Below are 25,658 nucleotides of genomic sequence, written 5' to 3' on the forward strand. Positions count from 1 at the left end.
CCGTGTCCGCGTTACTTCAGACCCGCCGCGTCCATCCCTCGGAGTTCCTTCTTCAGGTCCTGGATTTCGTCCCGTAGCCTGCCTGCAAGCTCGAACTGCAACTCGCGAGCTGCATTCATCATCTGGTCGGTAAGGTTCTTCACCAGGGCTGCCAGCTCGGCCCGCGGCATGGACTTGACGTCTTGCCCCTCGTATACGCCGGAACTGACCGCACGCCCCTTCTCGCCTTGGGCACGACGACCCCGACTCGAATTACGCCCGGACCCACCGACTTCCACCGACTCGTCGGTGTCGTCGGCCTCCTCGTACACCTGATCGAGGATGTCCGCGATCTTCTTTCGAAGTGGTTGCGGATCGACGCCCTTTTCCTTGTTGTAAGCCACCTGCTTCTCGCGGCGACGATCGGTTTCCTCGATGGCGTACTTCATCGAATCCGTCATCTTGTCCGCGTACATGTGAACCTCGCCGGACACGTTACGAGCCGCGCGGCCAATTGTCTGAATCAAACTGGTGCCGCTACGAAGGAAGCCTTCCTTGTCCGCGTCGAGAATCGAAACGAGTGACACCTCCGGCAGATCGAGCCCCTCACGTAGGAGGTTGATACCGACCAGAACGTCGTACTCTCCGAGCCGCAGTTGGCGTAGCAACTCAACTCTTCGCAGAGTGTCGATGTCGGAGTGAAGGTATCGGACTCTGATGCCGAGCTCGAGCAAATAGTCGGTGAGGTCCTCGGACATCTTCTTCGTCAGTGTGGTGACCAAGATGCGCTCGTTCTTGTCTGCACGAATGCGAATCTCGTGAACGAGATCGTCGATCTGCCCCTTGGTCGGCTTGACGACAACCGCTGGATCGATGAGTCCGGTGGGACGAATGACCTGTTCGACGAATTCTCCACCGGTCTGCCCCAGTTCGTACTTGCCCGGCGTCGCCGACAGATACACGGTTTGCCCGATCCGCTGGGTGAATTCCTCCCATGTCAATGGCCGGTTGTCCGTCGCCGACGGTAACCGGAAACCGAATTCGACCAGGTTGCGTTTGCGGGACATATCGCCCTCGTACATCGCGCCGATCTGAGGGACGGTCACATGGGACTCGTCGATTACCATGAGAAAATCCTCGGGAAAGTAGTCGATGAGCGTCGCGGGCGCTGTACCTGGGCCTCTGCCGTCGATGTGCCGCGAATAGTTCTCGATACCGGAGCAGAAACCAACCTGTTTGATCATCTCGAGGTCGTACTGAGTGCGCATGCGCAGTCGCTGAGCTTCGAGCAGCTTGCCCTTGCCCTCAAGCTCGGCGAGCCGATCCTCGAGTTCCGCCTCGATGTTCTTGACTGCCTTCTCCATACGCTCCGGGCCTGCAACGTAGTGCGTGGCGGGGAAGATCCGGACGGAGTCCACCTGACGGACGACATCACCGGTCAGAGGGTGCAGGTAATACAACGCCTCGATCTCGTCTCCGAAGAACTCGATCCGAATCGCCAGCTCCTCGTACGAGGGAATGATCTCGACCGTGTCACCTCGAACCCGGAATGAACCACGAGTGAAGGCCATGTCGTTGCGGGTGTACTGCACATCCACCAGAAGCCTCAACAGGGCATCGCGTGGAACCTCGACACCTACCTGCAGCTCGATGGACCGATCGACGTAGGACTGCGGGGTGCCCAGACCGTAGATGCAGGAAACCGAGGCGACAACCACTACGTCGCGCCGCGAGAGCAAGCTTGCCGTGGCAGAGTGCCGTAAGCGCTCGACGTCGTCGTTCACCGAGGAATCCTTCTCGATGTAAGTATCCGTCTGAGCGATGTAGGCCTCGGGTTGGTAGTAGTCGTAGTACGACACGAAATATTCGACCGAGTTGTTGGGAAGCATGTCTCGTAGCTCGTTGGCGAGCTGTGCGGCCAAAGTCTTGTTCGGGGCCATCACCAACGTGGGGCGCTGCAGCTTCTCGATGAGCCATGCCGTCGTTGCAGACTTACCGGTACCGGTGGCACCGAGCAACACGATGTCCTTCTCGTCGGCCCTGATCCGGCGCTCGAGCTCGGCAATGGCGGCCGGCTGGTCTCCAGCCGGCTCGTACTCACTGACGACCTCGAATGCGGGCCCCGTGCGTTCGATGTCTCCGACGGGGCGGAAGTCCGAGTGAGCCACCACGGGATGTTCGGATGCAAAGGCCATGCTTTACAGGTTAGACGCGACTACTGACACGTTCGAGGCGATGCTGCGTTCGACCGTGCAGATCGGAACCGAACAGGTAACTTGGTCAGTCATGGACGGACACGCCGCAGAGGCTACTCGAGTGCACGTGCACGCCCCCAAAGTCGAATACTTCGACCTCGACGCGTCGACGAACACCGACCCCAAGGGCTTCGTTCGCCCCGTTGACGAGTACAGCGCCGAGCCCTGGGGTTTGTACATGGCCAGGCCGTCCGATCATCCCCAGTTCGACTATCTGCAGTCCTGGTTGCTCCCGAGCCTCGGATTACGTGCGTCGATATTTCACTACCTACCGGGCCACCGACGTGATCAAAATTACTATGTCGACATCGGTGACTTCGTCGCTGCGCCGCACGTCTGGAAGTCGACCGACCACTACCTCGACATCACGGTGAGAACTGGGCGCGGATTCGACCTCCTCGACGCAGACGAACTCTTGCAGGCCCGCGTGGAGCATCACCTCGACGCGGCAACGGCGGAGCTTGCGATGCACCGTGCTGTGACGGCCATCGATGGACTTGCTCGGTTCGACTACGACCTGGACGCGTGGTTGGCATCGATCGGGATGCCGACCACGTGGCGCCCGCAAGCTGCCCGTTAGGCCTGCCAACCGGTTTTTTCGGCCCATTCCCACGCACGAACGTAGGCGCGATCGAACCATGGCGCCTTCGAATCCGTATACGCGGTGACAGCTTCCTGATCGTCGGCAATCCCCTCGGCGACTGCGGCTGCTTTTCTCTTGATATCGAGGTATTCGGCAGCGGCCGCAGGATCAGCGCGAAGCCAATCACAAAATACGAGCGCGAACTGCTGAGCCGGCCAGCCGTCGACCCTGATGTAGATGTTGGCCGTTCGGCCCGGATCGGCAGCTCCGTGAAATCGCATGCCCCACACCGCAGGATCTGATTCTCCCCCGATGCCGTACGCGGGCTTCGGATCGTCCGATTCGATGTGCTGGATGCGAGGAAAGCCGATCCGGTTCAACGGTTCTGTCAGCGAGTCGGCGACGCCCAGGCTGGTGACCGTGATCTGAATGTCGATGGAGTCGACTGCTTCCATATCGGCAACAGCAGTCGATCCGATGTGATCGATTCTTACGGCTGCACTTCCACAGGCAACAGCAATACGGGCCGACAACCTGCCTGCCTGGTCCGTCCAGGTTGAATCCGATGCCACGAGGGTCGGATGGGTAGTAACGACGGTGCCCTCTCGTATGTTGCGCTCGAACGGTACGAGGCGGTCGAACCACAGGCTGCGCGCCACATCTTCGATGTCACCGTGCGCACCACTGTTGTCTATCCATACGTCGGCCGCGGCACGTCGTGCATCATCGGTCGCCTGGGCCGCGATCCGTGCCCGGACGTCCTGCTCGATCATCTTCCGCTGCCCGACCAAACGATTCACGCGCTCTTCCGCGTCGACATAGACCACGGCGACGAGATGGAACAGTGCACCCATCTTGCCCTCGACCAACAGCGGAATGTCCTGAACGATCACTGCGTCCTCGGGTGCGCCCTCGACGAGTTCCGAGGTTCGCTGCCCCACCAGAGGGTGGACGATCGCATTCAGTTTACCTCGCGATTCGTCGTCTCGAAATGCCTTGGCCGCGAGTGCAGCGCGGTCGAGAGCTCCGTCCGGCCCGAGAATATCCTCCCCGAAAGTATCGACGAGTTGCGCTAATCCGTCCGTCCCTGGCTCGACAACTTCTCTTGCAATGACGTCGGCGTCTACCAAAACACCACCGAGCCCGGCGAGAATCTTCGACACTGTGGACTTCCCTGCTCCGATGCCTCCGGTGAGGCCGAGTCTCAACATGGTGTCCAGTCTGTCATCGAACACGCCGAAGCACACCAGCCCCAAATGCACCAGCTTTACCGTCAGGTCCGTTATCTTCGACGTGCGAGATAAATATCTGCCGACCCACTGCTAGCGAAAAGGACCCTTCGATGCGAAGCAATCAGATCCACCAGGGTCGGCACCGTCTCGGCATGGACTTGGGTGTTCACTGCGTGCTTATCCCCGAGATTGCCTTGGCGCTGGCCGACCATCGGCGAAACTGGTTCACCGCTTTGCTGAGCCCGGCTCGACACAGCTTCGCCACCATGCGCAAGCGGACGTCCACCGTTGGTCAGTGGAGTCCCGCCGTCGCAGGCTGAGTCAGACCCCGCAGAACTCGAAATAGGCCCGAATCCACCTGGATCGGGTCTATTTTTGCGTGCGCATACCGGGGCTGATAAAACTCGCAACACAAGTACTGTCGACGAAGAAATGCCCCGGCTCTGAGTACAGAACCGGGGCATCACTCTCACACCCTCACGGGTGGACTACTTCTATCAGGCGTTGCCCGACAGCTTCTCGCGCAGCGCAGCAAGCTGTGCGTCGCTGGCAAGCGATCCACCGGTCGAAGCCGGAGCCGACGCTGCGGGAGCATCGCCTTCTGCTTCGGCAGGGGCCTGGCCCGACTCCGAGGAGTAGTTGGTGTTGGCAGCCTCGGCAGCTTCGTCCTTGGCTGTCTTCTCCATCTGAGCGGTGTGCATCTTGTGACGACGCTCAGCCTCGGCGTAGCGGCCTTCCCACTCTTCACGCTGCTTCTCGTAACCTTCGAGCCATTCGTTGGTCTCGGAGTCGAAGCCTTCGGGGAAGATGTAGTTACCACCCTCGTCGTACGAGTCGGCCATGCCGTACTTGGACGGATCGAACTCTTCTGCGTAGTCCTCGTTGGCCTGCTTGAGGCTCAACGAGATTCGACGACGCTCGAGATCGATGTCGATGACCTTGACGAGTGCGTCGTCGCCGACACCCACGACCTGGTCCGGAACCTCCACGTGGCGCTCGGCCAACTCGGAGATGTGCACGAGGCCCTCGATGCCCTCTTCGACGCGAACGAACGCACCGAACGGAACGAGCTTGGTGACCTTACCGGGAACGATCTGACCGATCGCGTGTGTGCGAGCGAACTGGCGCCACGGATCTTCCTGAGTCGCCTTGAGCGAGAGAGAAACGCGCTCGCGGTCCAGGTCGACGTCGAGAACCTCGACGGTGACCTCGGTGCCGACCTCGACAACCTCGGACGGGTGATCGATGTGCTTCCAGGAAAGCTCGGACACGTGCACGAGTCCGTCGACGCCGCCCAGGTCCACGAAGGCACCGAAGTTGACGATGGAAGAGACGACGCCCTTGCGGACCTGCCCCTTCTGGAGCTGGTGCAGGAACTCGCTGCGAACCTCGGACTGAGTCTGCTCGAGCCATGCGCGGCGCGACAGGACCACGTTGTTGCGGTTCTTGTCGAGCTCGATGATCTTGGCCTCGATCTCCTTGCCGACGTACGGCTGGAGGTCGCGGACGCGACGCATCTCGACGAGCGAGGCGGGAAGGAAGCCACGGAGACCGATGTCGAGGATGAGTCCACCCTTGACGACCTCGATGACGGTGCCCTTGACGGCCTCGTCCTTCTCCTTGAGCTCTTCGATCGTGCCCCAAGCGCGCTCGTACTGAGCTCGCTTCTTGGACAGGATCAAACGGCCTTCCTTGTCCTCCTTGGTGAGAACGAGTGCTTCGATCGCATCTCCCACGGAGACGACCTCGTTGGGGTCGACGTCGTGCTTGATGGAGAGCTCGCGGGAAGGAATGACACCTTCGGTTTTGTAACCGATGTCGAGCAGAACCTCGTCACGATCGACCTTGACGATGGTGCCTTCGACAATGTCACCATCGTTGAAGTACTTGATCGTGGCATCGATCGCCGCGAGAAAATCCTCTGCGGAGCCGATATCGTTTACGGCCACCTGCGGTGAGGTAGTAGTTGAGGGCATGTGTTGAGTTGCTCCGGACGGGTTGGGTATCGGTTGATGGATGTTCGGTCGGACTTAGCGAGTGTTGAAACAAGTGCTGAACTGTAGATCCGGTCAGTGGAACAAACGGCGGACAAGAATCTTCCCTGAGAAGTTCTGCAGAACTGCTGCACCCGGCATTGCTCTCGAATCCGAGAATCGAACACTAGAACCGCGCTGGCCCGCAGCATGTACACACTCGCGTCCAACAGGGTACGCGAGATGATCACACTCCGGCAAACCCGACTAACGTGTCGTCGATGACCGATAGTTCGCTCCCTCCCAACACCCCACCGGCGGAACCGCAGTTACCGATTCACCCTGGTCGCGGGAGGCTGAGCTCCCAAGCCAGCGATCGCGCAAGCCGCTCGTGGTGGGACTCGGATGCGGACGAGTACCACCGCAGTCACGGCGAGTTCCTCGGTGTCGAATCCGAACAGGGCGAATTCGTCTGGTGCCCGGAAGGACTTCACGAGGGTGACGCCCACCTCCTAGGTGAGATATCCGGCAAGCGCATCCTCGAGGTGGGCTGCGGATCAGCGCCGTGCGCCCGCTGGCTGGCCGCTCACGGCGCACATGCCGTCGGTCTGGACATCTCCGCCGGAATGCTTGCTCGGGGACTCGACGCGATGGCCGCCTCGGGTACACCTGTGCCGCTGATTCAGGCGAGCGCAGAGTCCTTACCCTTCGCAGACGAAAGTTTCGACATCGCCTGCTCTGCATTCGGGGCGGTACCCTTCGTCGCCGACTCGGCGAACGTGATGGCCGAGGTCGCGCGAGTCCTCGCACCGGGCGGAATCTGGGTATTCGCCGTCAACCACCCGATGCGATGGATTTTTCCGGATGACCCGGGGGAAGCCGGGTTGACCGCATCCATTCCATACTTCGACCGAACGCCGTATGTCGAGTTCGACAGCGAGGGCATACCTACGTACGTCGAGCACCACCGCACGATCGGCGATCGGGTCCGCGAAATCGTTGCAGCAGGCCTTGAGGTGCGCGACATCATCGAACCCGACTGGCCCGAATGGCTCGATCAGGAGTGGGGACAGTGGAGTCCGCTCCGTGGGCAGCTTTTTCCCGGCACCGCTATCTTCAGCTGCAGGAAGCCCGACTAGAGCAGCTTGGACAGAAACAGCTTTGTGCGATCGTGTTGCGGGTTCGCGAGCAACGACCGCGGCTCCCCGGTTTCCACGACTACTCCGGCGTCCATGAACACGAGCTGGTCTGCGACTTCGCGTGCGAAACCCATCTCGTGGGTGACGACGATCATCGTCATACCGTCCTTGGCGAGTTGTTTCATGACACCGAGGACCTCGCCGACCAATTCGGGATCGAGGGCCGAGGTCGGCTCGTCGAACAGCATCAGCTTCGGATCCATGGCAAGGGCCCGCGCAATGGCAACGCGCTGCTGTTGGCCACCAGAGAGCTGAGCCGGATACGCGCCCGACTTCTCACTGAGCCCGACCCGGTCCAAGAGCTCCATGGCCCGTGCGGTCGCGTCCTTCTTCTTGATCTTTTTGACCTGAGTCGGAGCTTCGATGATGTTTTCGAGCGCAGTTCGGTGCGGAAACAAATTGAAATGCTGGAAGACCATTCCGATGTCGCTGCGCTGCTTGGCAGCCTTCTTCGGATGGAGTTCGTAGAGCTTGCCGTTCTTCTCCTCGTACCCGACAAGTTCGTCGTCTACGTAGAGACGGCCTGCATTGACCTGCTCGAGGTGATTGATGCACCGCAGAAATGTCGACTTTCCCGAACCTGAAGGCCCCACCATGCACAGGACCTGGCCCTTGTCGATTTCGAGCGAGATCCCGTTGAGAACCCGTAGCGCACCGAAGCTTTTGCACACCTGGTCGGCCTTGACCATGGGACTCACATCGCACCGCCCTCGGAGGATCGCGGCACCATCAGTGGCTTGCCGCCCTGGGCATCAGCGAGAGCCTGCAGTTGACGATTCGTCAAGGTTCGCGACACGCCCTTCGAATAGTGACGCTCGAGAAAATACTGACCGACCATCAGCACACTCGTGATGACGAGATACCAGGTCGATGCCACCAGGAGCAACGGAACCGGCTCGAAGTTCGCGCCAGAAATATCCCGTGCGCGGCCGTAGAGATCACCGCTGAACGGGACGGCTACGACGAGCGAGGTGGTCTTGAGCAGACTGATCAACTCGTTGCCGGTCGGCGGAATGATCACACGCATCGCCTGCGGCAGCACAGTTCGGCGCATCGTCTGCGACCAGGACATCCCGAGCGCCGTCGATGCCTCGACCTGTCCTTCACCAACAGAGTTGACACCCGCGCGGACGATCTCGGCCATGTAGGCGGCCTCGTTCAGCGCCAAGCCGATGACTGCGAACACAAATGCGTTACTCAGCGTCTGCAGGTTGAACGTGGCGAACTGCACGCTGAACGGTATTCCGAGCGCCACCTCCTTGTAGATCGACGGAAGGAGGCCCCAGAACACGAGCTGGACGTAGATCGGAGTTCCACGAAAGACCCACAGATAGACCAACGCGGCGCTTCGAAGAATCGGGTTCGGCGACAACCGCATCACGGCCACCACGACGCCCAGCACGACAGCGATGATCATCGAGTACACGGTGAGTTGCACCGTCAAACCGACACCTGTGCCGATCCTCGAGTCGAACAGGTAGCGGCCGTACGTGTCCCAAGCGAAGGCTGGATTTGTCGCTGCTCCGTAAGCGAACAGCGCAAACAAGACAATCACGACCAGTGCCGCTGCCCACCTACCCGGATGCCGCAACGGAATAGCCTTGATGGGTACCTGATCGGCACCCTCGCTGTGTTCGGAGGGATTCACCGCAGAGGTGGACACTGGGCGCCCCCTCCCCCACAAATCTGGATCGATATCGACATCAGCTGACTGCGCCGTTGATCTTTGCTTCCTTGATCACGCCGGCTTCGACGCCCCAGTTCTCGGCAATGGTCTGGTACTGACCGTTGTCGATCAGGTATTGCACAGCCTGCTGCAACGACGCGGCCAGCGGCGATCCCTTGGCAACCGGGTAGCCGTACGGAGCGGAGTCGAAGACCTCACCCGCAGCTTCGAGCTGGTCACCGGTCTGCTTGATTGCGTAGGCAGTCACCGGCGAGTCCGCGGACATGGCGTCGACCCGCCCGAGAACGAGAGCATTGGCCGCGTCGTCCTGGCTGTCGAACTTCAGAATGTCGATGGCGGGCTTCCCCGCTGCCACGCACGCTGCACTCTTGCCGGGAACTTCTTCTTGGTCTTGGATCGTGGTCGTCTGGACTGCGACCTTGAGTCCGCACGCGTCGGTGGGGTCGACCTTGCCGCCCGCTTGCTGCGCCCACTGGGTGCCGGCGTTGAAGTACGTCGTGAAGTCGACCGAGTTTTCACGTTCTTTGGTGTCGGTGAACGACGACATACCCAAGTCGTAGGTTCCGGCCTGCACCGACGGAATGATCCGATCGAAGTCGGCCTCCTCGTATTGGGCGGTTACTCCCAGAACACCTGCGACGGCATCCATCAGGTCGACATCGAATCCGATGATCTTGCCAGTGGCGTCCTTGAACTCGTTGGGCGAGTATGGAACGTTGACACCGACGACCAACGTGCCGGAGTCCTGGTTCTTCTGCGGGAGCGTCGCGGCAACTTCGGCCACCTCGCTGATCTCCACCGCTGCCTTCTCGTCGGCGGCCGGAGCGCCTCCGTCCTCGGTGTTCTGAGCGCATGCCGTCAGCAGAAGAGCCCCGGTTCCACAGAGCGCCAGAATGATTCGCGCGGGCCTCGAATACGAGCGTGCAAACAAGAGATTGCCTCCAGAAATCGAAACGGCATATCACGGCGTGCGATGTTGCCAGAAATACGAACTTAGACGACAGCTGTCACCTATGTAGTGCAGGTAATCGAACAGTAACGCGAGGGTCGAGCGTACGGCGTCGTTTCCGTCTGCCATATTCTCTTGTGCGTCGCTCAGACACGCAACGTTCTGGCGACGACGGTCTCGGAGAACTCGCTCGTCGATGCCCTACCGCCGAGATCTGCCGTAGCTACACCAGAGGCGAGGGTGCCCTCTACCGCGTGACGGATGCGATTGGCAGCATGACGAAGCCGATTGTCACCGCTGTGATCACCGAGCCAGTCGAGCAGCATCGCGGACGAAAGAAACAGTGCGGTCGGATTCGCACGGTTCTTGCCCGCGATGTCCGGAGCCGAGCCGTGGGCTGCTTGGGCCATCGCTTTGGACTCCGAAGAGTTGAGTGACGGCGCCATTCCCAGCGACCCGGACAGTTCTCCGGCAAGATCGGAGAGGATGTCACCGAACATGTTCTCGGCGACGATCACGTCGAAATCGCCACCCCGCCTGACGAGATGAGCGGCCAGGGCGTCGATGTGTTCCTCGTCTACGGTGACATCCGGGAAGTCGTCGGCGACGGTTCGGCAGGCATCGCGAAACAGACCCGTCGTCATCGACAGAACATTCGTCTTGTGCACGATGGTGACGTGCTTGCGGCGCGTGCGCGCCAACGCGAAAGCCTCGCGCGCAATCCGTTCGCAGGCGGTACGGGTGAAGACTCCGACGGCGAGTGCAACGTCGGGTGTCGGCATGAACTCCCCGCTACCGAGGAACATGTTTCGGTCGGCGTAGAAGCCTTCGGTATTTTCGCGGACAACAACGAGGTCCATCTCCGGTGACGGTGCCCGAACGTCCGGGTACGCACGCGCAGGACGGATATTGGCGAACAGATCGAACTTTTTGCGGACGACGCCCCCGGGCGTGAGTTGCGAACGAAAAGGCTCGGGATACGACGCACTGTCGTGCGGCCCGAGAATCCACGATTCCAGTGTCGCCAACTCGTCGAGCGTCGAGTCCGGGATCGGTGTCCCGTGCGAGTCGATCGCTTCACGGCCGAGAGGTAGTTCGACCCACTCGACCCGCAGCGAAGTCTCCGCGCCCACTGCGGCGTCGACGACGCGCATCGCGGCAGGCACGATCTCGTGGCCGATCCCGTCGCCGAGCATCGACCCGATTCGCAGTGTCCGAGCCTCTTCGTGCGCCATGTGAGACATCATGACTCACTATGGTCCAGTCATTGGAATTGCTCCTCGACGACACGCTCGACGCTGCTGTCAGGCGGGAATGGCAACTGTTGCTCGACGCAGACCTACCCAGCCAAGGTAGGCACAAGGGCATCTCGAATCGTCCACACATCACGTTGTCCGTTGCCGACGAGATGAACGAGTTCGACACCCAGGTGCACGACGTTTACCTGAAGATCGACATGCCCGTCAGACTGGGTGCATTCGTTATCTTCCGAGGCAAACACGCGACGTTGGCTCGGTTGGTCGTGCCCTCGAGGAGACTCCTCGATCTTCATGCGCGCACCTCCGAGGTGATCGGCGACGCGGACGGTTCTCGTTCGCATACCGCACCCGGAAAATGGACCCCACACGTCACGCTCGCACGACGCATGACTCGCGTCGAACTGGCCGAGGCGCTGCTTCGTCTCGATTCTGCGCAGCCCGATCTTGTCGGCACCACCTCGGCGTTGAGAAGATGGGACGGCGAAGAGAAGCGCGAATGGATCGTCCGTCAGAACCGGTAGTCACCGAATTGGCTCTCCTCCCGGTGTGTGTCGGGAGAGTATCCGAGGGATATCGCCCCGTGAATTACCGCCAGAACAGCCAGGATGAGCAGTGTGATGGTCATGCGGTAAGCCTGCTGCCAGGCGATCTCGCGCAACAGTGGCGGTTATGACACGTTACCTCGTTTTTCTGCCATACTTGATTTTGTGCTGAAACGAGTAGTCGTGCCACTCCTGCCGCTGACCGAGCAGTTCCAACTCGGAGTGGCGTGCGAGGTCTTCGGCTTCGACAGATCCGACGAGGGTCTACCTACTTACGACTTCTCGATCATCGCCGGTGTAGCCGAACCTATCCGGACCCGTTTCGGCTTCACCATCGACGTTGCCCATGACCTGTCACAGCTGGATGAGGCCGATTTGATCGTCGTTCCGGCTGGGGGCACATACTCGTCGGAGGACGGCAGCTACCTGTGCACCAGCGAGTACGACGCCTCGATCGAGCCGCTGCTCGTCAAATTGCGTGCCGCGGTCGCACGCGGCGCCAGCGTCGCCAGCCTGTGCAACGGCGCATTCGTGCTCGGCAAGGCTGGACTTCTCGACGGACGAAGATGTACGACGCATTGGCGCAACTCGGCCAGGCTTGCCGCCGAGTATCCACTTGCCGAGGTCGACCGCGACGTTCTCTATGTGGGCGACGGCAATGTTTTCACCAGCGCAGGCATCGCAGCCGGAATCGACTTGTGCCTGCACATCGTTCGCAAAGAGCAGGGCAGCAAGGTTGCCAACGGGATAGCTCGCCGCATGGTCGTACCACCGCACCGTGACGGCGGGCAGGCCCAGTTCGTCACCACTCCGCTCCCCACCACCGAGACCGAAACGCTTGCTCCGCTGCTGGACTGGATGACGGAGAACCTCGGCGACGACCTATCGGTGCAAACACTGTCTGCGCGGGTCAACATGTCCGCCCGGACTTTCGCGCGCCGGTTTCAAGCCGAGACCGGGACCACTCCCGCCCGGTGGCTCAGCGACCAGCGCGTTCTCGCAGCGCAGCACCTACTCGAAGATTCGGATCTGTCGATCGACGTAATCTCCGAACGTGTCGGGTTCGGCAACGCAGCGGTGATGCGTCAGCATTTCGTGCGTGTACGGTGCACGACACCCAATTCTTATCGGCGAACGTTCCGCGCATCACCGCAACCGGCTTGACTTTTGGGCGCAGCCTGCGGGGTCGGGAAGCTTTCGGCACAGTGTTGCGTTGAGGGACTTTAGAGAACGAAAAAACCGATGAGAGGGCAGGCGTGGCTACACAGACATTGACTCAGCAAAACTTCGACGACATCGTCGGAGGCAACGATGTGGTCCTCGTCGACTTCTGGGCGTCCTGGTGCGGCCCGTGTCGCCAGTTCGCACCGACATTCGAAAAGTCCTCCGAGGAGCACCCAGACGTGGTGCATGCCAAGGTCGATACGGAAGCAGAGCAGGGACTCGCCGCCGCTGCCAACATCAAGTCGATTCCCACGATCATGGCGTTCCGCGAGGGAATTCTCGTGTTCGCGCAGCCGGGCGCACTGCCTGCGGCAGCACTGGAAGATCTGGTAGTACAGATCAAGGCACTCGACATGGACGTGGTGAAGGCACAGATCGAAGAGCAGAAAGCCGACGCTCCAGCCGAATAATTCAGGCCTGAACGAACAAGAAAGCCGGTCGCAGATGCGACCGGCTTTCTTGTTCCCTGCATGCAGGCGACGGTCTAGTGTGCAGCCTGGTCCCAGCTCGTTCCGGTGCCGACGGACACCTCGAGTGGAACGGAAAGCTCGATGGCCGAGGACATTTTGTCTCGAACCAAGTGCTCGATCTGCTCGCGCTCGGATTCGACGACTTCGAGGACCAATTCGTCGTGCACCTGCAACAACATTCGTGATCGGAGCCCCGATTCCGCCAAAGAGTTGTGAACGTCGATCATCGCCACCTTGATGATGTCCGCTGCTGTTCCCTGAATCGGCGCGTTCAGCGCAGCGCGCTCGGCAACCTCACGACGTTGACGGTTGTCGCTGTTGAGGTCGGGTAGGTAGCGCCTGCGGCCGTAGAGAGTCGAGGTGTATCCGACCTTTCGCGCCTCCTCGACGGCGTTTCGCAGGTAGTCCCGAACCCCACCGAATCTCGAGAAGTAGGCCTCCATCTGCGCTTTGGCCTCTTCTGTCGAAATCTTCAACTGCGCGGCCAAGCCGAAAGCACTAAGTCCGTAGGCAAGTCCGTAGGACATGGCCTTCACACGGCGGCGTAGTTCGGGGGTGACATCCTCGATGGGCACGCCGAACGCGCGCGAGCCTACGAAACTGTGCAGGTCTTCACCGGTGTTGAACGCCTCGATGAGGCCGGCGTCGCCGGACACGTGGGCCATGATTCGCATCTCGATCTGACTGTAGTCAGCGGTCAGGAGCGTGCTGTACCCCTCGCCCACGACGAAGCCGTCTCGGATGTGGCGTCCAGCCTCGTTTCGAACCGGAATGTTCTGCAGATTCGGGTCGGTGGACGACAACCGGCCGGTGGCTGCCACGGTCTGATTGAACGTGGTGTGGATTCGTCCGTCGTCGGCGATCGACTTGAGTAACCCGTCCACAGTGACCTTCATGCGTGTCGCATCACGGTGATCGAGCAGGAACTTCAAGAACGGATGCTGGGTTTTCTCGAACAACCCTTGCAGCGCATCGGCATCGGTGGTGTACCCGGTCTTGGTCTTTTTGGTCTTCGGCATTTCGAGTTCGTCGAACAGCACCACTTGCAGCTGTTTCGGAGAGCCGAGATTGATCTGCTTGCCGATGACTTCGTAGGCAGCGTTGGCGGCTTCGCTCACCTTGTCGGCGAACTGGCTCTGCAGCTCACCCAGATGCGTTTCGTCGACCGCGATGCCGGTCGCCTCGAGGTCCGCAAGCAAGGACAGAAGCGGTAATTCCATCTCCGAAAGCAATGAACTCGATTCGATCGCCGCCAACTCGTCGTCCAGTGCGGCAGCAAGATCCAGAATTGCTTGCGCCCGCAGTATCTCGCCCTCTGCGACAGCAGCTTCCGCGACGTCCTCGGTATCGAGCAGTGAAAGCTGGCCTTCGACGGAATCCTCGACGCGCAGTTCACGCTTGAGATACCGCAGCGACAGGTCGTCGAGGTTGAACGTCCGTTGACCCGGGCGGACAAGGTACGCGGCAAGTGCAGTGTCGCTGGTCAAGCCGCCTAAGGTCCAACCGCGACCACGCAACGCGTGGATTGCCCATTTTGCTTCGTGGAGCGCTTTCGGTTGACCGGCATCGGCCAACCATGCCGCCAGCGCCTGCTCGTCCGATGAATCCAAAGAGCTGGTATCGACGAAGCCACCTTCGCCGTCGGATGCGGCAATCGCGATCGACAGCGCATCACTGTCGAACGGTCGTCTCGGGCCGACGACCGAGAGGCCGTGACGCTCCCCCGTGGAGGCATGAGTCGCGAGCCACTGTGCGAGCTCACCCCCCGGGACGGCGCCACCACGTACGTCGAAGCCTTCCTCGGCTTCGGGTTCTGTGGAGGACAGTGTGTCGAACAACCGATCGCGCAACACTCGAAACTCGAGATCGTCGAACAGCGCATGGATCTTCTCGCGATCCCACGGCGCCAGCTCCAACTGATCCGGCGCGTACGGAAGTGGAACGTCACGCACCATCTCGGTGAGTTCGCGGTTGAGTACCACGCCGGACAGGTTGGCTCGCAGCGAGTCACCCACCTTGCCCTTGACCTTGTCGACGTTGTTGACGAGCTCTTCCAGTGAGCCGTACTCGACGATCCACTTGGTAGCCGTCTTCTCGCCGACACCGGGGATGCCGGGCAGGTTGTCGCTCGGGTCTCCACGCAACGCAGCGAAATCCGGGTACTGCGCCGGCGTGAGGCCGTACTTGGTGGTGACCTCTTCCGGGGTGAACCGAGTGAGCTCGGAGACACCCTTCTTCGGATACAACACAGTGACGTTGTCGGTGACGAGTTGCAGAGCGTCTCGGTCCCCCGTCACCACGAGAATCCGATAGCCCAGTGCTTCGGCTTGCGTCACCAATGTCGCGATGATGTCGTCGGCTTCGAAGCCGGCTTCGGCCATCACCGGGATGCCCATGGCACCGAGGACGTCCTTGGTGATGTCCACCTGACCGGCGAACTCGTCCGGCGTCTTACTTCGGTTCGCCTTGTAGGCAGGGAACCGCTCAGCCCGGAACGTTTGCCGAGACACATCGAACGCCGCCGCGATATGCGTCGGCTTTTCGTCTCGAAGCAGGTTGATCAGCATGGAGGTGAACCCGTACACCGCGTTGGTGGTCTGGCCGCTGGTGGTCTTGAAGTTGTCCACAGGCAGCGCGAAGAACGCGCGAAAGGCGATGGAATGACCGTCGATCAGCAACAGCGTCGGCTGCTCACCGTCGGCGGAACTGCCGGTCGAGGGTTTCGATGCTGCGCTGTGCTCGGTTATGGGGCTCACGGTTGACCAGTCTAAGTAGACGCTCCGACACCGCGTCAGTGGATGCGACTCCCGGCCCGAACCACCGGCTCGTGACCTGACTGTGACCTGACGGGCATAAGTTTTACGTAGCCGTAGCCTGAGCACTCCACCGAAGCCGAAAACCCTCGCTTACGCCGTGTTGTCCAGAGTCTCGATGATGATGAGTGCCACGGCTTTCATCGTCGTTCGACGGTCCATCGCTGCGTGCTGAATCCACTTGAACGCCGCGGGCTCGGTCAGCGACTGAGACTCCATCAACTTGCCTTTCGCGCGCTCGACCAGCTTCCTCGTTTCGAGTCGCTCCTGCAGATCGACGATCTCGCTCTCCAGCGACGAGATCTCCGTGTATCGACTGGCCGCGAGTTCGACGGCAGGTATCAGATCGGCCTTCGAGAACGGCTTCACCAGATATGCCATGGCACCCGCATCGCGCGCCTTCTCGACGAGTTCTCGCTGACTGAACGCGGTCAGGATCACGACAGGTGCGATGCGTTTCTCGGCAATCTCCGACGCGGCGTCGATGCCGTCGCGGCGAGGCATCTTCACATCCATGATCACCAGATCCGGTCGGAGTTCGATGGCCAGATCCACCGCCCGTTGACCGTCGGCCGCCTCACCCACCACCTCATACCCTTCCTCGCGAAGCATTTCCACGAGGTCGAGGCGAATCAAAGATTCGTCCTCGGCAACTACGACACGAAGTGCGGGCTTGCCACTACCTTGCGCAACAGGAGCATTCATACGTACCAGTCTCCTTCGACAGTCATCGCCCATCAGGGCTCTCGAGCCTTTGAAGGGTACCGGTGCAACACCCCCGCGGCGCATCTTCTAGACTCGTCAATCGTTGCTTGAAGATGCCAGCCCTCGTATCCCAATTGGCAGAGGAAACGGATTCAAAACCCGTCCAGTGTGAGTTCGAGTCTCACCGAGGGCACCACGTGTACAGATCAAAAAGTGATTGTGAACCGACACCCGCCAGGGTGTCGTGTTTCGCCCCGGCGCCTTTCCCAGCATCGGGTGCCATACCTGTTACCAGGATTCGATCGCGGCATGAGCGAGTTCGGCGGGCGCCGCTACGGCCCGAGCGTGACTCAGAGTCACTCCGATCGGAATGCTCGCGATCAGTACGAGAAGTACCAGTCGATAGCCCACCGCAAGTATCCGCCGGCGAGCGTGCCGGGTCGATCGAAGAGTGAGCACCAGCGCGACCACCAACGGGACCGCTCCGATATCGACGAGAATCGGAACCCGAAGTAGCGCACCGACAATCACCAGCAAATTGCCCAGATTCCAGCCGGCAAGCCGAATCCATGACATCTGCGACGTCGGGGCGGGGGCACCGGTTACCGTGTGGCCGACCGCGAGCGCGCATTGTGCGACACCGCCCACCAATACCGAGTAAGCCGCGAGCCAACTACCTCGCGCGAGGTCCAGTGGGCCCGTCACCGCAGCGACGAGCCCACCGGCGATGACGAAGCACACGCCGAGAAAGTAAGTGACGCGTAGCGCGTCGACCTTCATCCGTCGCGCGAGGCGGTGTTGGACAGCTGCAGTCGCCACGCTTGCGGGCCGCGTTCGAGGTAGCTGACCTCGAACCGGCCGGGCGTCCGTTGCTCGATCTGAGCCAGCAAGGGCAACGGATCATGTGGTGCGATCAAGATCATTCCCGCCCCGGCATGCACGGCGTCGAGGGCGCCGAAAACAGTGGCATGACGGATGGCATGCGGAACGGTGCGCACATCGAGTTCGGGCAACTCCGGTTCGTCCACGACACCGCATTCACAGACATGGTCGGTCGGCGGATGCCCCTCTCCTGCAGCGACAGTCGACGCCTTGGCTTCTACATTCGCCCACAGCGTAGCCAAGGATGTCGCTTTCGCCTGAGCGAGAGCAGGCAGCACGCGGCTTTCGAAGGTACGCAGGTACTGGCCGAGGTGTACCCGCAGACCCGCGACCTCGGCAGCACTCTCCGCAGCGGACTGCGCGTCCGCTACTCGGAGGCTCGATGCAACGACCGCGTCGCGCTCGTGGACGACTCGATCTGCCAATGCCTCGTCGATCTCGCGCAAAGCCCGACCGAATTCTGCTGCCTCGGCGTCGAGTAGATCGACCAACGGACCGCTGCACCACGCGAGGAGTTCGATACGAGTCCCGACGGCCGAGCCCTGATCCCCCGCACTCGCGGCGTCGATCACACGCGTCGCGTAGCCGGACAGCGCGCCGGATACTTCAGCGTGCCGATTCAGGACTGCCTCGATAGCGGCGGCATCGGCGCCGGTGCTGGCGAGGACCACATCGGATCGCGCCGGCTCCTGAATGGCTTCTGGTGTCTTCGCCTTCTCGGACGGAGCCCGTTCGAGCAAGAAGAGCAGTAGGTGAGCTGGGGTGATCGCTTCGACAGAGTGCGGTATGTGTGCATCGACATGAACTATCGCCCCGGCCGACATGTCGATCCGCTCGCCGCCGACCTCGATCACGGCATCTCCTGAAATAGACTGCAACACAATGGGTACCGCCGCGGTGTGCTCGGTCATCACGGCACCGGAATCGATGGTCAAACGAATCATCGTCACACCCGGCCCCTTGAAGACGCGACGAGTCTTGACCTTGCCCTTCTCCACCGGACGCACCTGCTGCGCGCCATCAGTATTCCTGGCTACCAACGTATGAGTTGCAGCTTCCATGACTAGAAAGTATCACAATGCTTTTTAATCACCTAGGATCAACAGCATGATGCGCGACTTGAGAGACCGGCACGACGTCGAGACCATGGTCGGCGAGTTCTACGAACGAGCATTCGCTGATCCGTTGATCGGTCCGATATTCACCGAGATCGCAGTAATGGATCTAGGCCATCATCTGCCGATCATGTGCGACTTCTGGGAAACAGTGCTGTTTCGCGCAGGCAAGTACAAGCGCAACGCATTTCAACTCCACGTCGCACTGAACGACAAGTTCCCACTGGAGCAGGAACACTTCGACCGGTGGCTCGAAATCTGGGTCGCCAACGTAGACGAGAGCTTCGCCGGACAGAAGGCCGAGGCAGCCAAGACCCAGGCGCGCCGAATCGCCTACTCGATTCATCGACGGCTTCACGCGAGTTCACGTCGCGAGAACGAATCCGTGAGTCCGCGCAGTGTCCAAGCGGGTCTGTGATGTCTGAATTCAACGGATAGTGATACTTTCAAACAATGGCTGATCGGAGCGACAACGCCCATCACGCCGCGCTCGCATCCGAAACGCGGCGGCAGATACTCGACATGCTCGTCGAGTCTCGCGATCCTCTCGATGCGCTGAGCATAGCCACCAGAATCGACCTACATCTCACCACTGTTCGGTTTCATCTCGACCATCTCGAAGGCTCTGGAATGGTTCGGCGCCAGCCGGTCTCGGAGAAGCGTCGCGGACGGCCCCGGATTTTCTACACTGCCACGCCAGTGGTGCGGAGCGAGAGTTCGCAAGTACGACTCATCGATGCACTGGCCGAGGCGTTGGCGACCCACGACGACGGTGGCCGTGCGAGTGCGGAGGACGCTGGGAGGCAGTGGGCGGACGACCTCGTCGCCCAGAACGCGATGCCGGGAACGAACAACGCTGGGCTGCTGACCGTCCTCGACCAACTCGGCTTCGACCCACACACCGATGCCGAGGGAACGATTGAATTGAGAGCCTGCCCGTTTCGCGACTCGGCGGCGGCACATCCACAAGTGGTGTGTTCGGTGCACCGCGGACTGATCGATCGAATACTCGAGATCGAAGAAGACTCCAGTCCGAACGTCGCGCTGCTCCCCTTCGTGCAACCCGGTCTGTGCGTGATCACAGGAACCGGACGACCGAAGCTCCATGACGAATAAACCATACCTAAAAACGCCTGGTAAACGGCCCTACAGATAGGGCCTATGGTGGGGTCATGTACATACCTAGCAATCTTCGCTGCCATGACAGAGGCGCAGGCACACTATGTGCGGAGCGTGTCACTCACCGGTTCGGCGATCCCGCCGGTACCTCAGACGCCAAGTGGGTCTACTACCAGTGCAGTGCGGACACGCAACACACCACCGGATATGTCGACCGCCCGATGACCGACTGACAACGGTGGCTCAGACGTCCATCTAGTCCTGCTGGCTGGAATCCTGGTGTCGTGCCTTTATCTCCGCTTCGAACCTCTCGATCAGCCGACCCGTCTCGGCCAACGTATCGTCTCCGGCTCCTTCGTCCATCGAGGCGTCACGTCCCCGCCGGAGTGCAGCCAATTCTGCGTCGAGCTCATGGTTGTCTAAAACTCGTGGGTCCAACATGATGACCATTGTCCGTCAGCCATCGCCGAACATGCAGCACTTTCGCAACGTGAAACGCTTTCGATCATGACCACGATCCATAGTTTTCCGCCGATTATCTCCGAGAACGCACACACGCTGATACTCGGATCGATGCCGGGAATCGCGTCACTGACTGCCCAGGCCTACTACGCACATCCACGAAATGCATTCTGGCCGATCATGGGAGAACTGTTCGAGGCCGGACCGAACCTGAACTACGAAGATCGAGTTGGCGCGCTACGACGCCACGGTATCGCCGTCTGGGACGTGATGAAGCTGTGCACGCGAACAGGAAGTCTCGACTCCGCGATCGTCGAATCCTCCATCGAGATCAACGATTTCGCCACGCTCCTCGAACATCACCCTTCGATCAACCGCATCTTCTTCAATGGTGCCAAAGCTGCAAACAGCTATCGGCGGTACGCACCGACGACTGTGCGTACCGCCGAAGTTACGACGGCCCTGCTCCCGTCGACGAGCCCGGCGCACGCGTCCATGAGTTTCGAGGCCAAGCTCGCTGCGTGGGCTGTCGTCGGACGCTGAACTCGGTTGCGCTGGGCCGCCGTTGGTATTTCAGGTCGTCTGTGCGGTTGTATCTTCGGTGAGAGAACCACGATCCCACCCACCCACGGAGCACGCATGAATGAGAACCGCCAGGAGATCGAAGAGCAGCTCACCGAAATCGCCTGGATCCTCGACCACAAAGAGTGGGACCGCCTCGGCGAGATCTTCACCGAGGACGCCGAAGGCTACGGCCAGAAGGGTCTGCCGGCGATCACCGCCAACACCATCCGCTACCTCGGCCGCTGCGGGCCCACCCAGCACTTGACCGGCAACTACCGCGTCCGGGTCGATGGAGACCGGGCCACCTCGACGAGCTACATTCGGGCCATACACTTTTCCGCGCCTGGGCGCCCGGTACAGCACTGGGACTTCGTAGGGATATACGACGACAGGTGGTTGCGCACGGATGCGGGCTGGCGGATCACCCACCGTTCGTGTCAGCCGTTGGGCACCCTCGGCGACCTTGTCCTCCCGGTAGAGGACGGTGCCTGACGCGCTCCACCGTCAGCGACGTTCGGTTGTCTCGAGGCACTGCCCGACAACTTACGTAGCTAGTCGTTCTTTCTTGGGAAAGTGTCGAATCAGGCCCTCTTGGACGACGGTAGCCAACAACAGCCCGTCCATCGAGAAGAAGCGACCGGTGGCCAAGCCCCGCGAACCAGCAGCTACCGGTGATTCGGTGGCATAGAGCGCCCATTCGTCGAATCGGAACGGCCGGTGGAACCAAATCGAGTGATTGACGGTCGCCGCAACGATCCGATCGAAACCCCATGAAAGCCCGTGAGTGGTGATGATGGAGTCGAGCACTGTCGTGTCCGACGCGTACGCCATCGTGGCCGCATGGTAAATCGACGCATCGGGAAGTTCACCGTCGGCTTTCATCCACACACGATTGTGCGTGAGCCTCTCACCGGTTCCCTGCATGATCCAGGTGGGGTCGTTGGCGTAACGCATGTCGATCGGTTTGAGCGCGTTTACGAACATCTGCAGGCGATCTTCGTATCCGATGAAGTGATCGCCGAGCGGAGGCAACGCATCCGGGTACGGCACGTCGGGTAGTTCGACGCTGTGCTCGAGCCCCTTACCGAAGTCCTGGAACGCGGCCAACATCACGAACAACTCGTTGCCATCCTGAACCGCGGTGACCTGCCGGTTGGCGAAGGCGCGTCCGTCGCGCTGGATGGACACGTGATAATCGATGGGCTTCTTGACGTCTCCGCCACGGATGAAGTGTGCGTTGACAGCGTGCACATCGCGGCTGGTGCCCTCGACCGTCTTACCGGCCGCGATCAGAGCTTGCGAGACGAGTTGGCCGCCGAAAGTGCGGCTGCCCACCTGGCGTGGATGCACCCCCCGGTACACACCATCACCGATCTGCTCGAGGTCGAGCAACTCGAGAAGCGTCTGCAGATCCGTCTTCACATCGGTCCCGGGCAACGGTGCGGCACCAGGTCCCCCCACATCTGCCACTTACCGGTCCTCTTCCCCAATTCGGTGCACATGGATCAAGTTGGTCGAGCCTACTGTGCCGGGGGGCGCACCGGCGACGATAACGACCTGATCGCCCTTGTTGTAACGGCCGAGTTCGAGCAAGGCTTTGTCGACTTCGAGCACCATCGCATCGGTTGTTTCGACCTCTGGAACCAGGAACGTCTCGGTCCCCCAGCTCAAGGAAAGCTGACTACGGACCTCCGGAATCGAGGTGAACGCGAGCAGCGGGAGCGAGGTGTGCAGACGGGCCAGGCGTCGTACGGTGTCGCCGGACTGAGTGAACGCCACAAGCGCCTTGGCATCGAGGCGCTCACCGATATCTCGGGCGGCGTAGGAGATGACGCCACGCTTGGTACGCGGCGTGTGTGTCAACGGTGGAACGCCTTCGCCCTCGGTCTCGACCGTTTCCACGATCCGAGCCATCGTGCGCACGGTCTCCATGACGTATTTGCCGACAGAGGTCTCACCGGAGAGCATGACTGCATCGGTTCCGTCGAGAACCGCGTTCGCCACGTCGGACGCTTCGGCTCTCGTAGGCCGCGAATTCTCGATCATCGACTCGAGCATCTGAGTGGCGACGATGACGGGCTTGGCGTTGGCGCGAGCAATTTGAATGGCACGCTTCTGCACCAGAGGTACCTGTTCGAGCGGCAACTCGACGCCGAGGTCACCGCGGGCGACCATCACAGCGTCGAATGCAAGAACGATGGCTTCGAGATTGTCGACCGCTTCGGGCTTTTCGATCTTGGCGATGACCGGCACTCGGCGGCCGACTCGGTCCATGATGGCGTGGACGAGTTCTACGTCGGCAGGCGAACGGACGAACGACAATGCGATGAAGTCGACGCCGAGGTCCAGGGCGAATTCGAGGTCCGCGATGTCCTTTTCCGACAGTGCCGGAACCGATACGTCCATACCCGGCAGGGATACGCCCTTGTTGTTGCTGACCGGTCCGCCCTCGGTGACCCGACAGAGAACGTCGTTGCCTTCGACACCGGTGACGACGAGTCCGACCTTGCCGTCGTCGACCAGCAGGCGGTCGCCTTCCTTGGCGTCCTGTGCCAACTCCTTGTAAGTCGTCGACACCCGATCATGAGTGCCTTCGACCTCGTCGACGGTGATGCGCACCAATTCGCCGGCGGCCCAGGTGGTTTTGCCCTCGGCGAATCGACCGAGGCGAATCTTCGGGCCCTGGAGATCGGCGAGAATTCCCACGGCCTTGCCGGTGAGATTCGATGCCTCTCGAACCCTCTCGTAGTTCGCCTGATGATCAGGGTGATCACCGTGGCTGAAATTCAGTCTGGCGACATCCATTCCACTCTCTACGAGTTCACGGATTCGCTCACTGGTAGCGGTTGCAGGTCCAAGGGTGCAAACGATCTTCGTACGTCGGCTCACGAAGACGAGCCTAGTCGGTGCGTTGGTTCCACTCGTCGGCAGAGGCGACCAACGAAAACATACTCGAAAGTAATAAGACTCAGGCCGTGCTCAGAGCACCTGCATCGGTTCAGAACACGGGGAGCGGCAGCGCCGCGACGCGCCCCTCCCTCAACGCAACCGACGGTCGTCGGTGGTGTGCGAACCCTGCGCCGCGCGGTGCCTGGGTCGATCCCGCGATGACCTGATCGCCTGCAGACGTGAAGCTACCCAGTCAGCGCCCCTTCGATCGGACCAGGGACGTAGGTGACCGTCTTCGTTTACACGCACGGCTACGCGCATCACCTCCGAGTCGCTCGATTGCTGGACCTGAGCACGAACTACATGCAGGTACAATCCCTCGCGATAGTTGCTTTTCACAGCGTCGGTGCGCTTTGTTCCGTGAGCGTCTTCGGAACTGCGTATTGCCCAAGCGGAGCTGAGGAATCATGACCGGTCAACCAACTCTCCCCCGCACACTCGGCCTCACCGACGCCGTTGCGATCGGTCTCGGGTCGATGATCGGCGCAGGAATCTTTGCCTCGTTCGCACCAGCCGCAGCTGCGGCTGGTGCCGGTCTGCTCATCGGGTTGGCGATCGCGGCAGTCGTCGCCGTCTGCAATGCCACATCATCTGCGCAACTCGCCGCCCAATACCCAACCTCGGGTGGCAGCTACATCTACGGCCGCCAACAGCTCAGCCATTGGGCGGGTTTCCTGGCCGGGTGGAGCTTCGTGATCGGCAAGACCGCTAGTTGTGCTGCGATGGCGCTGACATTCGCCACGTATGCCGCGCCACCCGTCTACGCCAAACCTGTTGCGGTTGCTGCGATCCTGACACTGGCGGCGGTCAACTACTTCGGGGTCACCCGCACTGCCGGATTGACGAAGATCATCGTGATAGTCGTACTGGTCGTGCTTGCGGTGACCGTCTTCATCGGACTCACTGGGCCAAAGTTTGCGCCAACATCGTTCGGCAGCAATCTGTTTGGGCAGGGTCTGTACGGGATTCTGCAGTCGGCCGGGCTGCTGTTCTTCGCGTTTGCCGGTTACGCTCGCATCGCGACCATGGGCGAGGAAGTGACCGAACCGAAACGCACCATTCCTCGAGCCATCGTGACCGCGCTATCGATCATACTGGCCATCTACGCGATAGTAGCGGTCACTGTCCTTCTGGTCATCGGACCGGAGAAGCTGGCTACATCGACAGCACCTCTGGTCGAGTTGGTTACCGCCAGCGGCCAATCGTGGGCAATTCCGCTGGTGCGAGTCGGTGCCGCCACAGCCGCGCTGGGCGCACTCTTGGCTCTGATCGCCGGTGTGGGGCGCACGTCGCTGGCAATGGCCCGCCACCGAGACTTGCCCAGGTTCTTTGCCGCGGTGCACCCTAGGTACGGGGTTCCCCATCACGCCGAGATCGCCCTCGCGGTAGTGGTCAGCATCCTGGTCGTAACAGTCGACCTGCGCAGTGCCATCGGTTTTTCATCGTTCGGTGTGCTGCTGTACTACTTGATTGCAAACCTCAGCGCCTTGACACAAAAACCAGAGAATCGACGCTATCCAAGGATCGTGCAGCTTCTCGGGATCGCCGGATGTAGTGTCCTGGTCGTCACTCTTCCTCTCGCCGCGATAGCTACCGGAGTGTTGGTCCTGATCGTCGGGATCATCTACCGCACCGTGCGGACACACAGGTTCGACATCAGCGCCCCACCTTCGAGTGACTGACTGCATCGACGTCGC

25 protein-coding genes and 1 tRNA gene are annotated in these 25,658 nt (G+C 60.7%); 12 read left to right on the forward strand and 14 right to left on the reverse strand.

The window, feature by feature from the left end:
• Positions 1–11 precede the first annotated feature (11 nt).
• Positions 12–2,174, reverse strand: coding sequence for an excinuclease ABC subunit UvrB (gene uvrB, locus BJI47_RS20940; protein WP_084346522.1), 2,163 nt, complete (start codon positions 2,172–2,174; stop codon positions 12–14).
• A gap of 91 nt (positions 2,175–2,265) precedes the next feature.
• On the opposite strand from uvrB, the gene BJI47_RS20945 reads away from it, so the two are divergent.
• Positions 2,266–2,814, forward strand: a complete 549-nt coding sequence (locus tag BJI47_RS20945; RefSeq protein ID WP_088945864.1) for a DUF402 domain-containing protein — start codon at positions 2,266–2,268, stop codon at positions 2,812–2,814.
• Here BJI47_RS20945 and coaE read toward each other — a convergent pair.
• On the reverse strand, positions 2,811–4,028 hold the full coding sequence (coaE, locus tag BJI47_RS20950; protein WP_088945865.1) for a dephospho-CoA kinase: 1,218 nt from the start codon (positions 4,026–4,028) through the stop codon (positions 2,811–2,813). The genes BJI47_RS20945 and coaE overlap by 4 nt on opposite strands.
• Positions 4,029–4,159: 131 nt before the next feature.
• Here coaE and BJI47_RS20955 point away from each other — a divergent pair, with 131 nt between their 5' ends.
• Complete coding sequence (locus BJI47_RS20955) at positions 4,160–4,369, forward strand: hypothetical protein (protein WP_088945546.1); 210 nt, start codon at positions 4,160–4,162, stop codon at positions 4,367–4,369.
• 177 nt (positions 4,370–4,546) lie between these two features.
• On the opposite strand, the gene rpsA is transcribed toward BJI47_RS20955, so the two are convergent.
• Positions 4,547–6,025: a 30S ribosomal protein S1 gene (gene rpsA / locus BJI47_RS20960; RefSeq protein ID WP_084346524.1), complete on the reverse strand. Its 1,479-nt coding sequence runs from the start codon at positions 6,023–6,025 to the stop codon at positions 4,547–4,549.
• Between the two features lie 278 nt (positions 6,026–6,303).
• Here rpsA and BJI47_RS20965 point away from each other — a divergent pair, with 278 nt between their 5' ends.
• Positions 6,304–7,161, forward strand: coding sequence for a class I SAM-dependent methyltransferase (locus BJI47_RS20965; RefSeq protein WP_088945866.1), 858 nt, complete (start codon positions 6,304–6,306; stop codon positions 7,159–7,161).
• Here the strand turns inward: BJI47_RS20965 and BJI47_RS20970 are convergent.
• The 4 genes from BJI47_RS20970 to BJI47_RS20985 all read right to left on the reverse strand — a co-directional run bounded on the left by BJI47_RS20970 (position 7,158) and on the right by BJI47_RS20985 (position 11,092).
• Positions 7,158–7,910, reverse strand: coding sequence for an amino acid ABC transporter ATP-binding protein (locus tag BJI47_RS20970; protein ID WP_084346526.1), 753 nt, complete (start codon positions 7,908–7,910; stop codon positions 7,158–7,160). The two genes, BJI47_RS20965 and BJI47_RS20970, sit on opposite strands and share 4 nt — an antisense overlap.
• A 5-nt stretch (positions 7,911–7,915) precedes the next feature.
• Positions 7,916–8,884, reverse strand: coding sequence for an amino acid ABC transporter permease (locus BJI47_RS20975; RefSeq protein ID WP_088945547.1), 969 nt, complete (start codon positions 8,882–8,884; stop codon positions 7,916–7,918).
• 40 nt (positions 8,885–8,924) lie between these two features.
• Entirely contained in the window at positions 8,925–9,839 is a 915-nt protein-coding gene (locus BJI47_RS20980) for an ABC transporter substrate-binding protein (RefSeq protein WP_088945548.1), read from the reverse strand.
• Between the two features lie 164 nt (positions 9,840–10,003).
• Positions 10,004–11,092: an isocitrate/isopropylmalate dehydrogenase family protein gene (locus BJI47_RS20985; protein ID WP_088945867.1), complete on the reverse strand. Its 1,089-nt coding sequence runs from the start codon at positions 11,090–11,092 to the stop codon at positions 10,004–10,006.
• Between the two features lie 20 nt (positions 11,093–11,112).
• On the opposite strand from BJI47_RS20985, the gene BJI47_RS20990 reads away from it, so the two are divergent.
• The 3 genes from BJI47_RS20990 (at position 11,113) to trxA (ending at position 13,292) form a co-directional block, all read left to right on the forward strand.
• Complete coding sequence (locus BJI47_RS20990) at positions 11,113–11,637, forward strand: 2'-5' RNA ligase family protein (protein WP_088945549.1); 525 nt, start codon at positions 11,113–11,115, stop codon at positions 11,635–11,637.
• Positions 11,638–11,823: 186 nt separating this feature from the next.
• Positions 11,824–12,822 carry a GlxA family transcriptional regulator gene (locus BJI47_RS20995; protein WP_088945550.1) on the forward strand — a complete coding sequence of 333 codons (999 nt, stop codon included), beginning with the start codon at positions 11,824–11,826 and terminating at the stop codon, positions 12,820–12,822.
• A 92-nt stretch (positions 12,823–12,914) separates the two neighbouring features.
• Positions 12,915–13,292, forward strand: a complete 378-nt coding sequence (trxA, locus tag BJI47_RS21000; RefSeq protein WP_084346531.1) for a thioredoxin — start codon at positions 12,915–12,917, stop codon at positions 13,290–13,292.
• A gap of 74 nt (positions 13,293–13,366) precedes the next feature.
• On the opposite strand, the gene polA is transcribed toward trxA, so the two are convergent.
• Both polA and BJI47_RS21010 read right to left on the reverse strand, forming a co-directional pair.
• A complete protein-coding gene (gene polA, locus BJI47_RS21005; protein WP_088945551.1) occupies positions 13,367–16,108 on the reverse strand; it encodes a DNA polymerase I in 2,742 nt (913 codons plus the stop codon).
• Between the two features lie 150 nt (positions 16,109–16,258).
• Positions 16,259–16,870, reverse strand: a complete 612-nt coding sequence (locus tag BJI47_RS21010) for an ANTAR domain-containing response regulator (protein WP_088945552.1) — start codon at positions 16,868–16,870, stop codon at positions 16,259–16,261.
• 119 nt (positions 16,871–16,989) lie between these two features.
• On the opposite strand from BJI47_RS21010, the gene BJI47_RS21015 reads away from it, so the two are divergent.
• Positions 16,990–17,066 (forward strand) — tRNA-Leu (locus BJI47_RS21015).
• 92 nt (positions 17,067–17,158) lie between these two features.
• On the opposite strand, the gene BJI47_RS21020 is transcribed toward BJI47_RS21015, so the two are convergent.
• Together BJI47_RS21020 and BJI47_RS21025 are read right to left on the reverse strand one after the other, a co-directional pair.
• Positions 17,159–17,689 carry a hypothetical protein gene (locus BJI47_RS21020; RefSeq protein WP_254900726.1) on the reverse strand — a complete coding sequence of 177 codons (531 nt, stop codon included), beginning with the start codon at positions 17,687–17,689 and terminating at the stop codon, positions 17,159–17,161.
• Complete coding sequence (locus tag BJI47_RS21025) at positions 17,647–18,813, reverse strand: DUF2249 domain-containing protein (protein ID WP_088945553.1); 1,167 nt, start codon at positions 18,811–18,813, stop codon at positions 17,647–17,649. The genes BJI47_RS21020 and BJI47_RS21025 overlap by 43 nt, the downstream gene beginning before the upstream one ends.
• Before the next feature lie 46 nt (positions 18,814–18,859).
• Here BJI47_RS21025 and BJI47_RS21030 point away from each other — a divergent pair, with 46 nt between their 5' ends.
• Positions 18,860–19,285, forward strand: a complete 426-nt coding sequence (locus BJI47_RS21030; protein WP_217808570.1) for a group III truncated hemoglobin — start codon at positions 18,860–18,862, stop codon at positions 19,283–19,285.
• Between the two features lie 35 nt (positions 19,286–19,320).
• Positions 19,321–19,983, forward strand: coding sequence for a metalloregulator ArsR/SmtB family transcription factor (locus BJI47_RS21035; RefSeq protein ID WP_088945554.1), 663 nt, complete (start codon positions 19,321–19,323; stop codon positions 19,981–19,983).
• 258 nt (positions 19,984–20,241) lie between these two features.
• On the opposite strand, the gene BJI47_RS21045 is transcribed toward BJI47_RS21035, so the two are convergent.
• A complete protein-coding gene (locus tag BJI47_RS21045; protein ID WP_125458777.1) occupies positions 20,242–20,427 on the reverse strand; it encodes a hypothetical protein in 186 nt (61 codons plus the stop codon).
• Positions 20,428–20,493: 66 nt separating this feature from the next.
• Here BJI47_RS21045 and BJI47_RS21050 point away from each other — a divergent pair, with 66 nt between their 5' ends.
• Both BJI47_RS21050 and BJI47_RS21055 read left to right on the forward strand, forming a co-directional pair.
• Positions 20,494–20,991 carry a DNA-deoxyinosine glycosylase gene (locus tag BJI47_RS21050; RefSeq protein ID WP_088945556.1) on the forward strand — a complete coding sequence of 166 codons (498 nt, stop codon included), beginning with the start codon at positions 20,494–20,496 and terminating at the stop codon, positions 20,989–20,991.
• Positions 20,992–21,087: 96 nt separating this feature from the next.
• Positions 21,088–21,504 (forward strand): nuclear transport factor 2 family protein, encoded by a 417-nt coding sequence (locus BJI47_RS21055; RefSeq protein ID WP_088945557.1) that lies wholly within the window; start codon positions 21,088–21,090, stop codon positions 21,502–21,504.
• A gap of 51 nt (positions 21,505–21,555) precedes the next feature.
• On the opposite strand, the gene BJI47_RS21060 is transcribed toward BJI47_RS21055, so the two are convergent.
• Together BJI47_RS21060 and pyk are read right to left on the reverse strand one after the other, a co-directional pair.
• Positions 21,556–22,449 carry an acyl-CoA thioesterase II gene (locus BJI47_RS21060; RefSeq protein ID WP_176225027.1) on the reverse strand — a complete coding sequence of 298 codons (894 nt, stop codon included), beginning with the start codon at positions 22,447–22,449 and terminating at the stop codon, positions 21,556–21,558.
• Positions 22,450–22,482: 33 nt separating this feature from the next.
• Positions 22,483–23,901, reverse strand: coding sequence for a pyruvate kinase (gene pyk / locus BJI47_RS21065; RefSeq protein ID WP_088945559.1), 1,419 nt, complete (start codon positions 23,899–23,901; stop codon positions 22,483–22,485).
• A gap of 467 nt (positions 23,902–24,368) precedes the next feature.
• Between pyk and BJI47_RS21080 the strand changes: the two genes are divergently transcribed.
• Positions 24,369–25,643 (forward strand): APC family permease, encoded by a 1,275-nt coding sequence (locus BJI47_RS21080; protein WP_088945562.1) that lies wholly within the window; start codon positions 24,369–24,371, stop codon positions 25,641–25,643.
• The last annotated feature ends 15 nt before the right edge of the window (positions 25,644–25,658 follow it).

The organism is Rhodococcus sp. 1168 (assembly GCF_002091955.1).
GTDB lineage: Bacteria > Actinomycetota > Actinomycetes > Mycobacteriales > Mycobacteriaceae > Rhodococcoides.

Bases quoted from the DNA above. Each gene is read 5' to 3' on its own strand.
- BJI47_RS21050 (WP_088945556.1), top strand. From the start codon at position 20,494: ATGACCACGATCCATAGTTTTCCGCCGATTATCTCCGAGAACGCACAC.
- BJI47_RS21025 (WP_088945553.1), bottom strand. From the start codon at position 18,813: ATGGAAGCTGCAACTCATACGTTGGTAGCCAGGAATACTGATGGCGCG.
- BJI47_RS20985 (WP_088945867.1), bottom strand. From the start codon at position 11,092: ATGGCGCACGAAGAGGCTCGGACACTGCGAATCGGGTCGATGCTCGGC.
- BJI47_RS21080 (WP_088945562.1), top strand. From the start codon at position 24,369: ATGACCGGTCAACCAACTCTCCCCCGCACACTCGGCCTCACCGACGCC.
- BJI47_RS21035 (WP_088945554.1), top strand. From the start codon at position 19,321: ATGGCTGATCGGAGCGACAACGCCCATCACGCCGCGCTCGCATCCGAA.
- BJI47_RS21030 (WP_217808570.1), top strand. From the start codon at position 18,860: ATGATGCGCGACTTGAGAGACCGGCACGACGTCGAGACCATGGTCGGC.
- BJI47_RS20965 (WP_088945866.1), top strand. From the start codon at position 6,304: ATGACCGATAGTTCGCTCCCTCCCAACACCCCACCGGCGGAACCGCAG.
- uvrB (WP_084346522.1), bottom strand. From the start codon at position 2,174: ATGGCCTTTGCATCCGAACATCCCGTGGTGGCTCACTCGGACTTCCGC.
- BJI47_RS20955 (WP_088945546.1), top strand. From the start codon at position 4,160: ATGCGAAGCAATCAGATCCACCAGGGTCGGCACCGTCTCGGCATGGAC.
- BJI47_RS21045 (WP_125458777.1), bottom strand. From the start codon at position 20,427: ATGTTGGACCCACGAGTTTTAGACAACCATGAGCTCGACGCAGAATTG.
- BJI47_RS20970 (WP_084346526.1), bottom strand. From the start codon at position 7,910: ATGGTCAAGGCCGACCAGGTGTGCAAAAGCTTCGGTGCGCTACGGGTT.
- BJI47_RS21010 (WP_088945552.1), bottom strand. From the start codon at position 16,870: ATGAATGCTCCTGTTGCGCAAGGTAGTGGCAAGCCCGCACTTCGTGTC.
- BJI47_RS20990 (WP_088945549.1), top strand. From the start codon at position 11,113: ATGGTCCAGTCATTGGAATTGCTCCTCGACGACACGCTCGACGCTGCT.
- rpsA (WP_084346524.1), bottom strand. From the start codon at position 6,025: ATGCCCTCAACTACTACCTCACCGCAGGTGGCCGTAAACGATATCGGC.
- coaE (WP_088945865.1), bottom strand. From the start codon at position 4,028: ATGTTGAGACTCGGCCTCACCGGAGGCATCGGAGCAGGGAAGTCCACA.
- BJI47_RS20945 (WP_088945864.1), top strand. From the start codon at position 2,266: ATGGACGGACACGCCGCAGAGGCTACTCGAGTGCACGTGCACGCCCCC.
- BJI47_RS21055 (WP_088945557.1), top strand. From the start codon at position 21,088: ATGAATGAGAACCGCCAGGAGATCGAAGAGCAGCTCACCGAAATCGCC.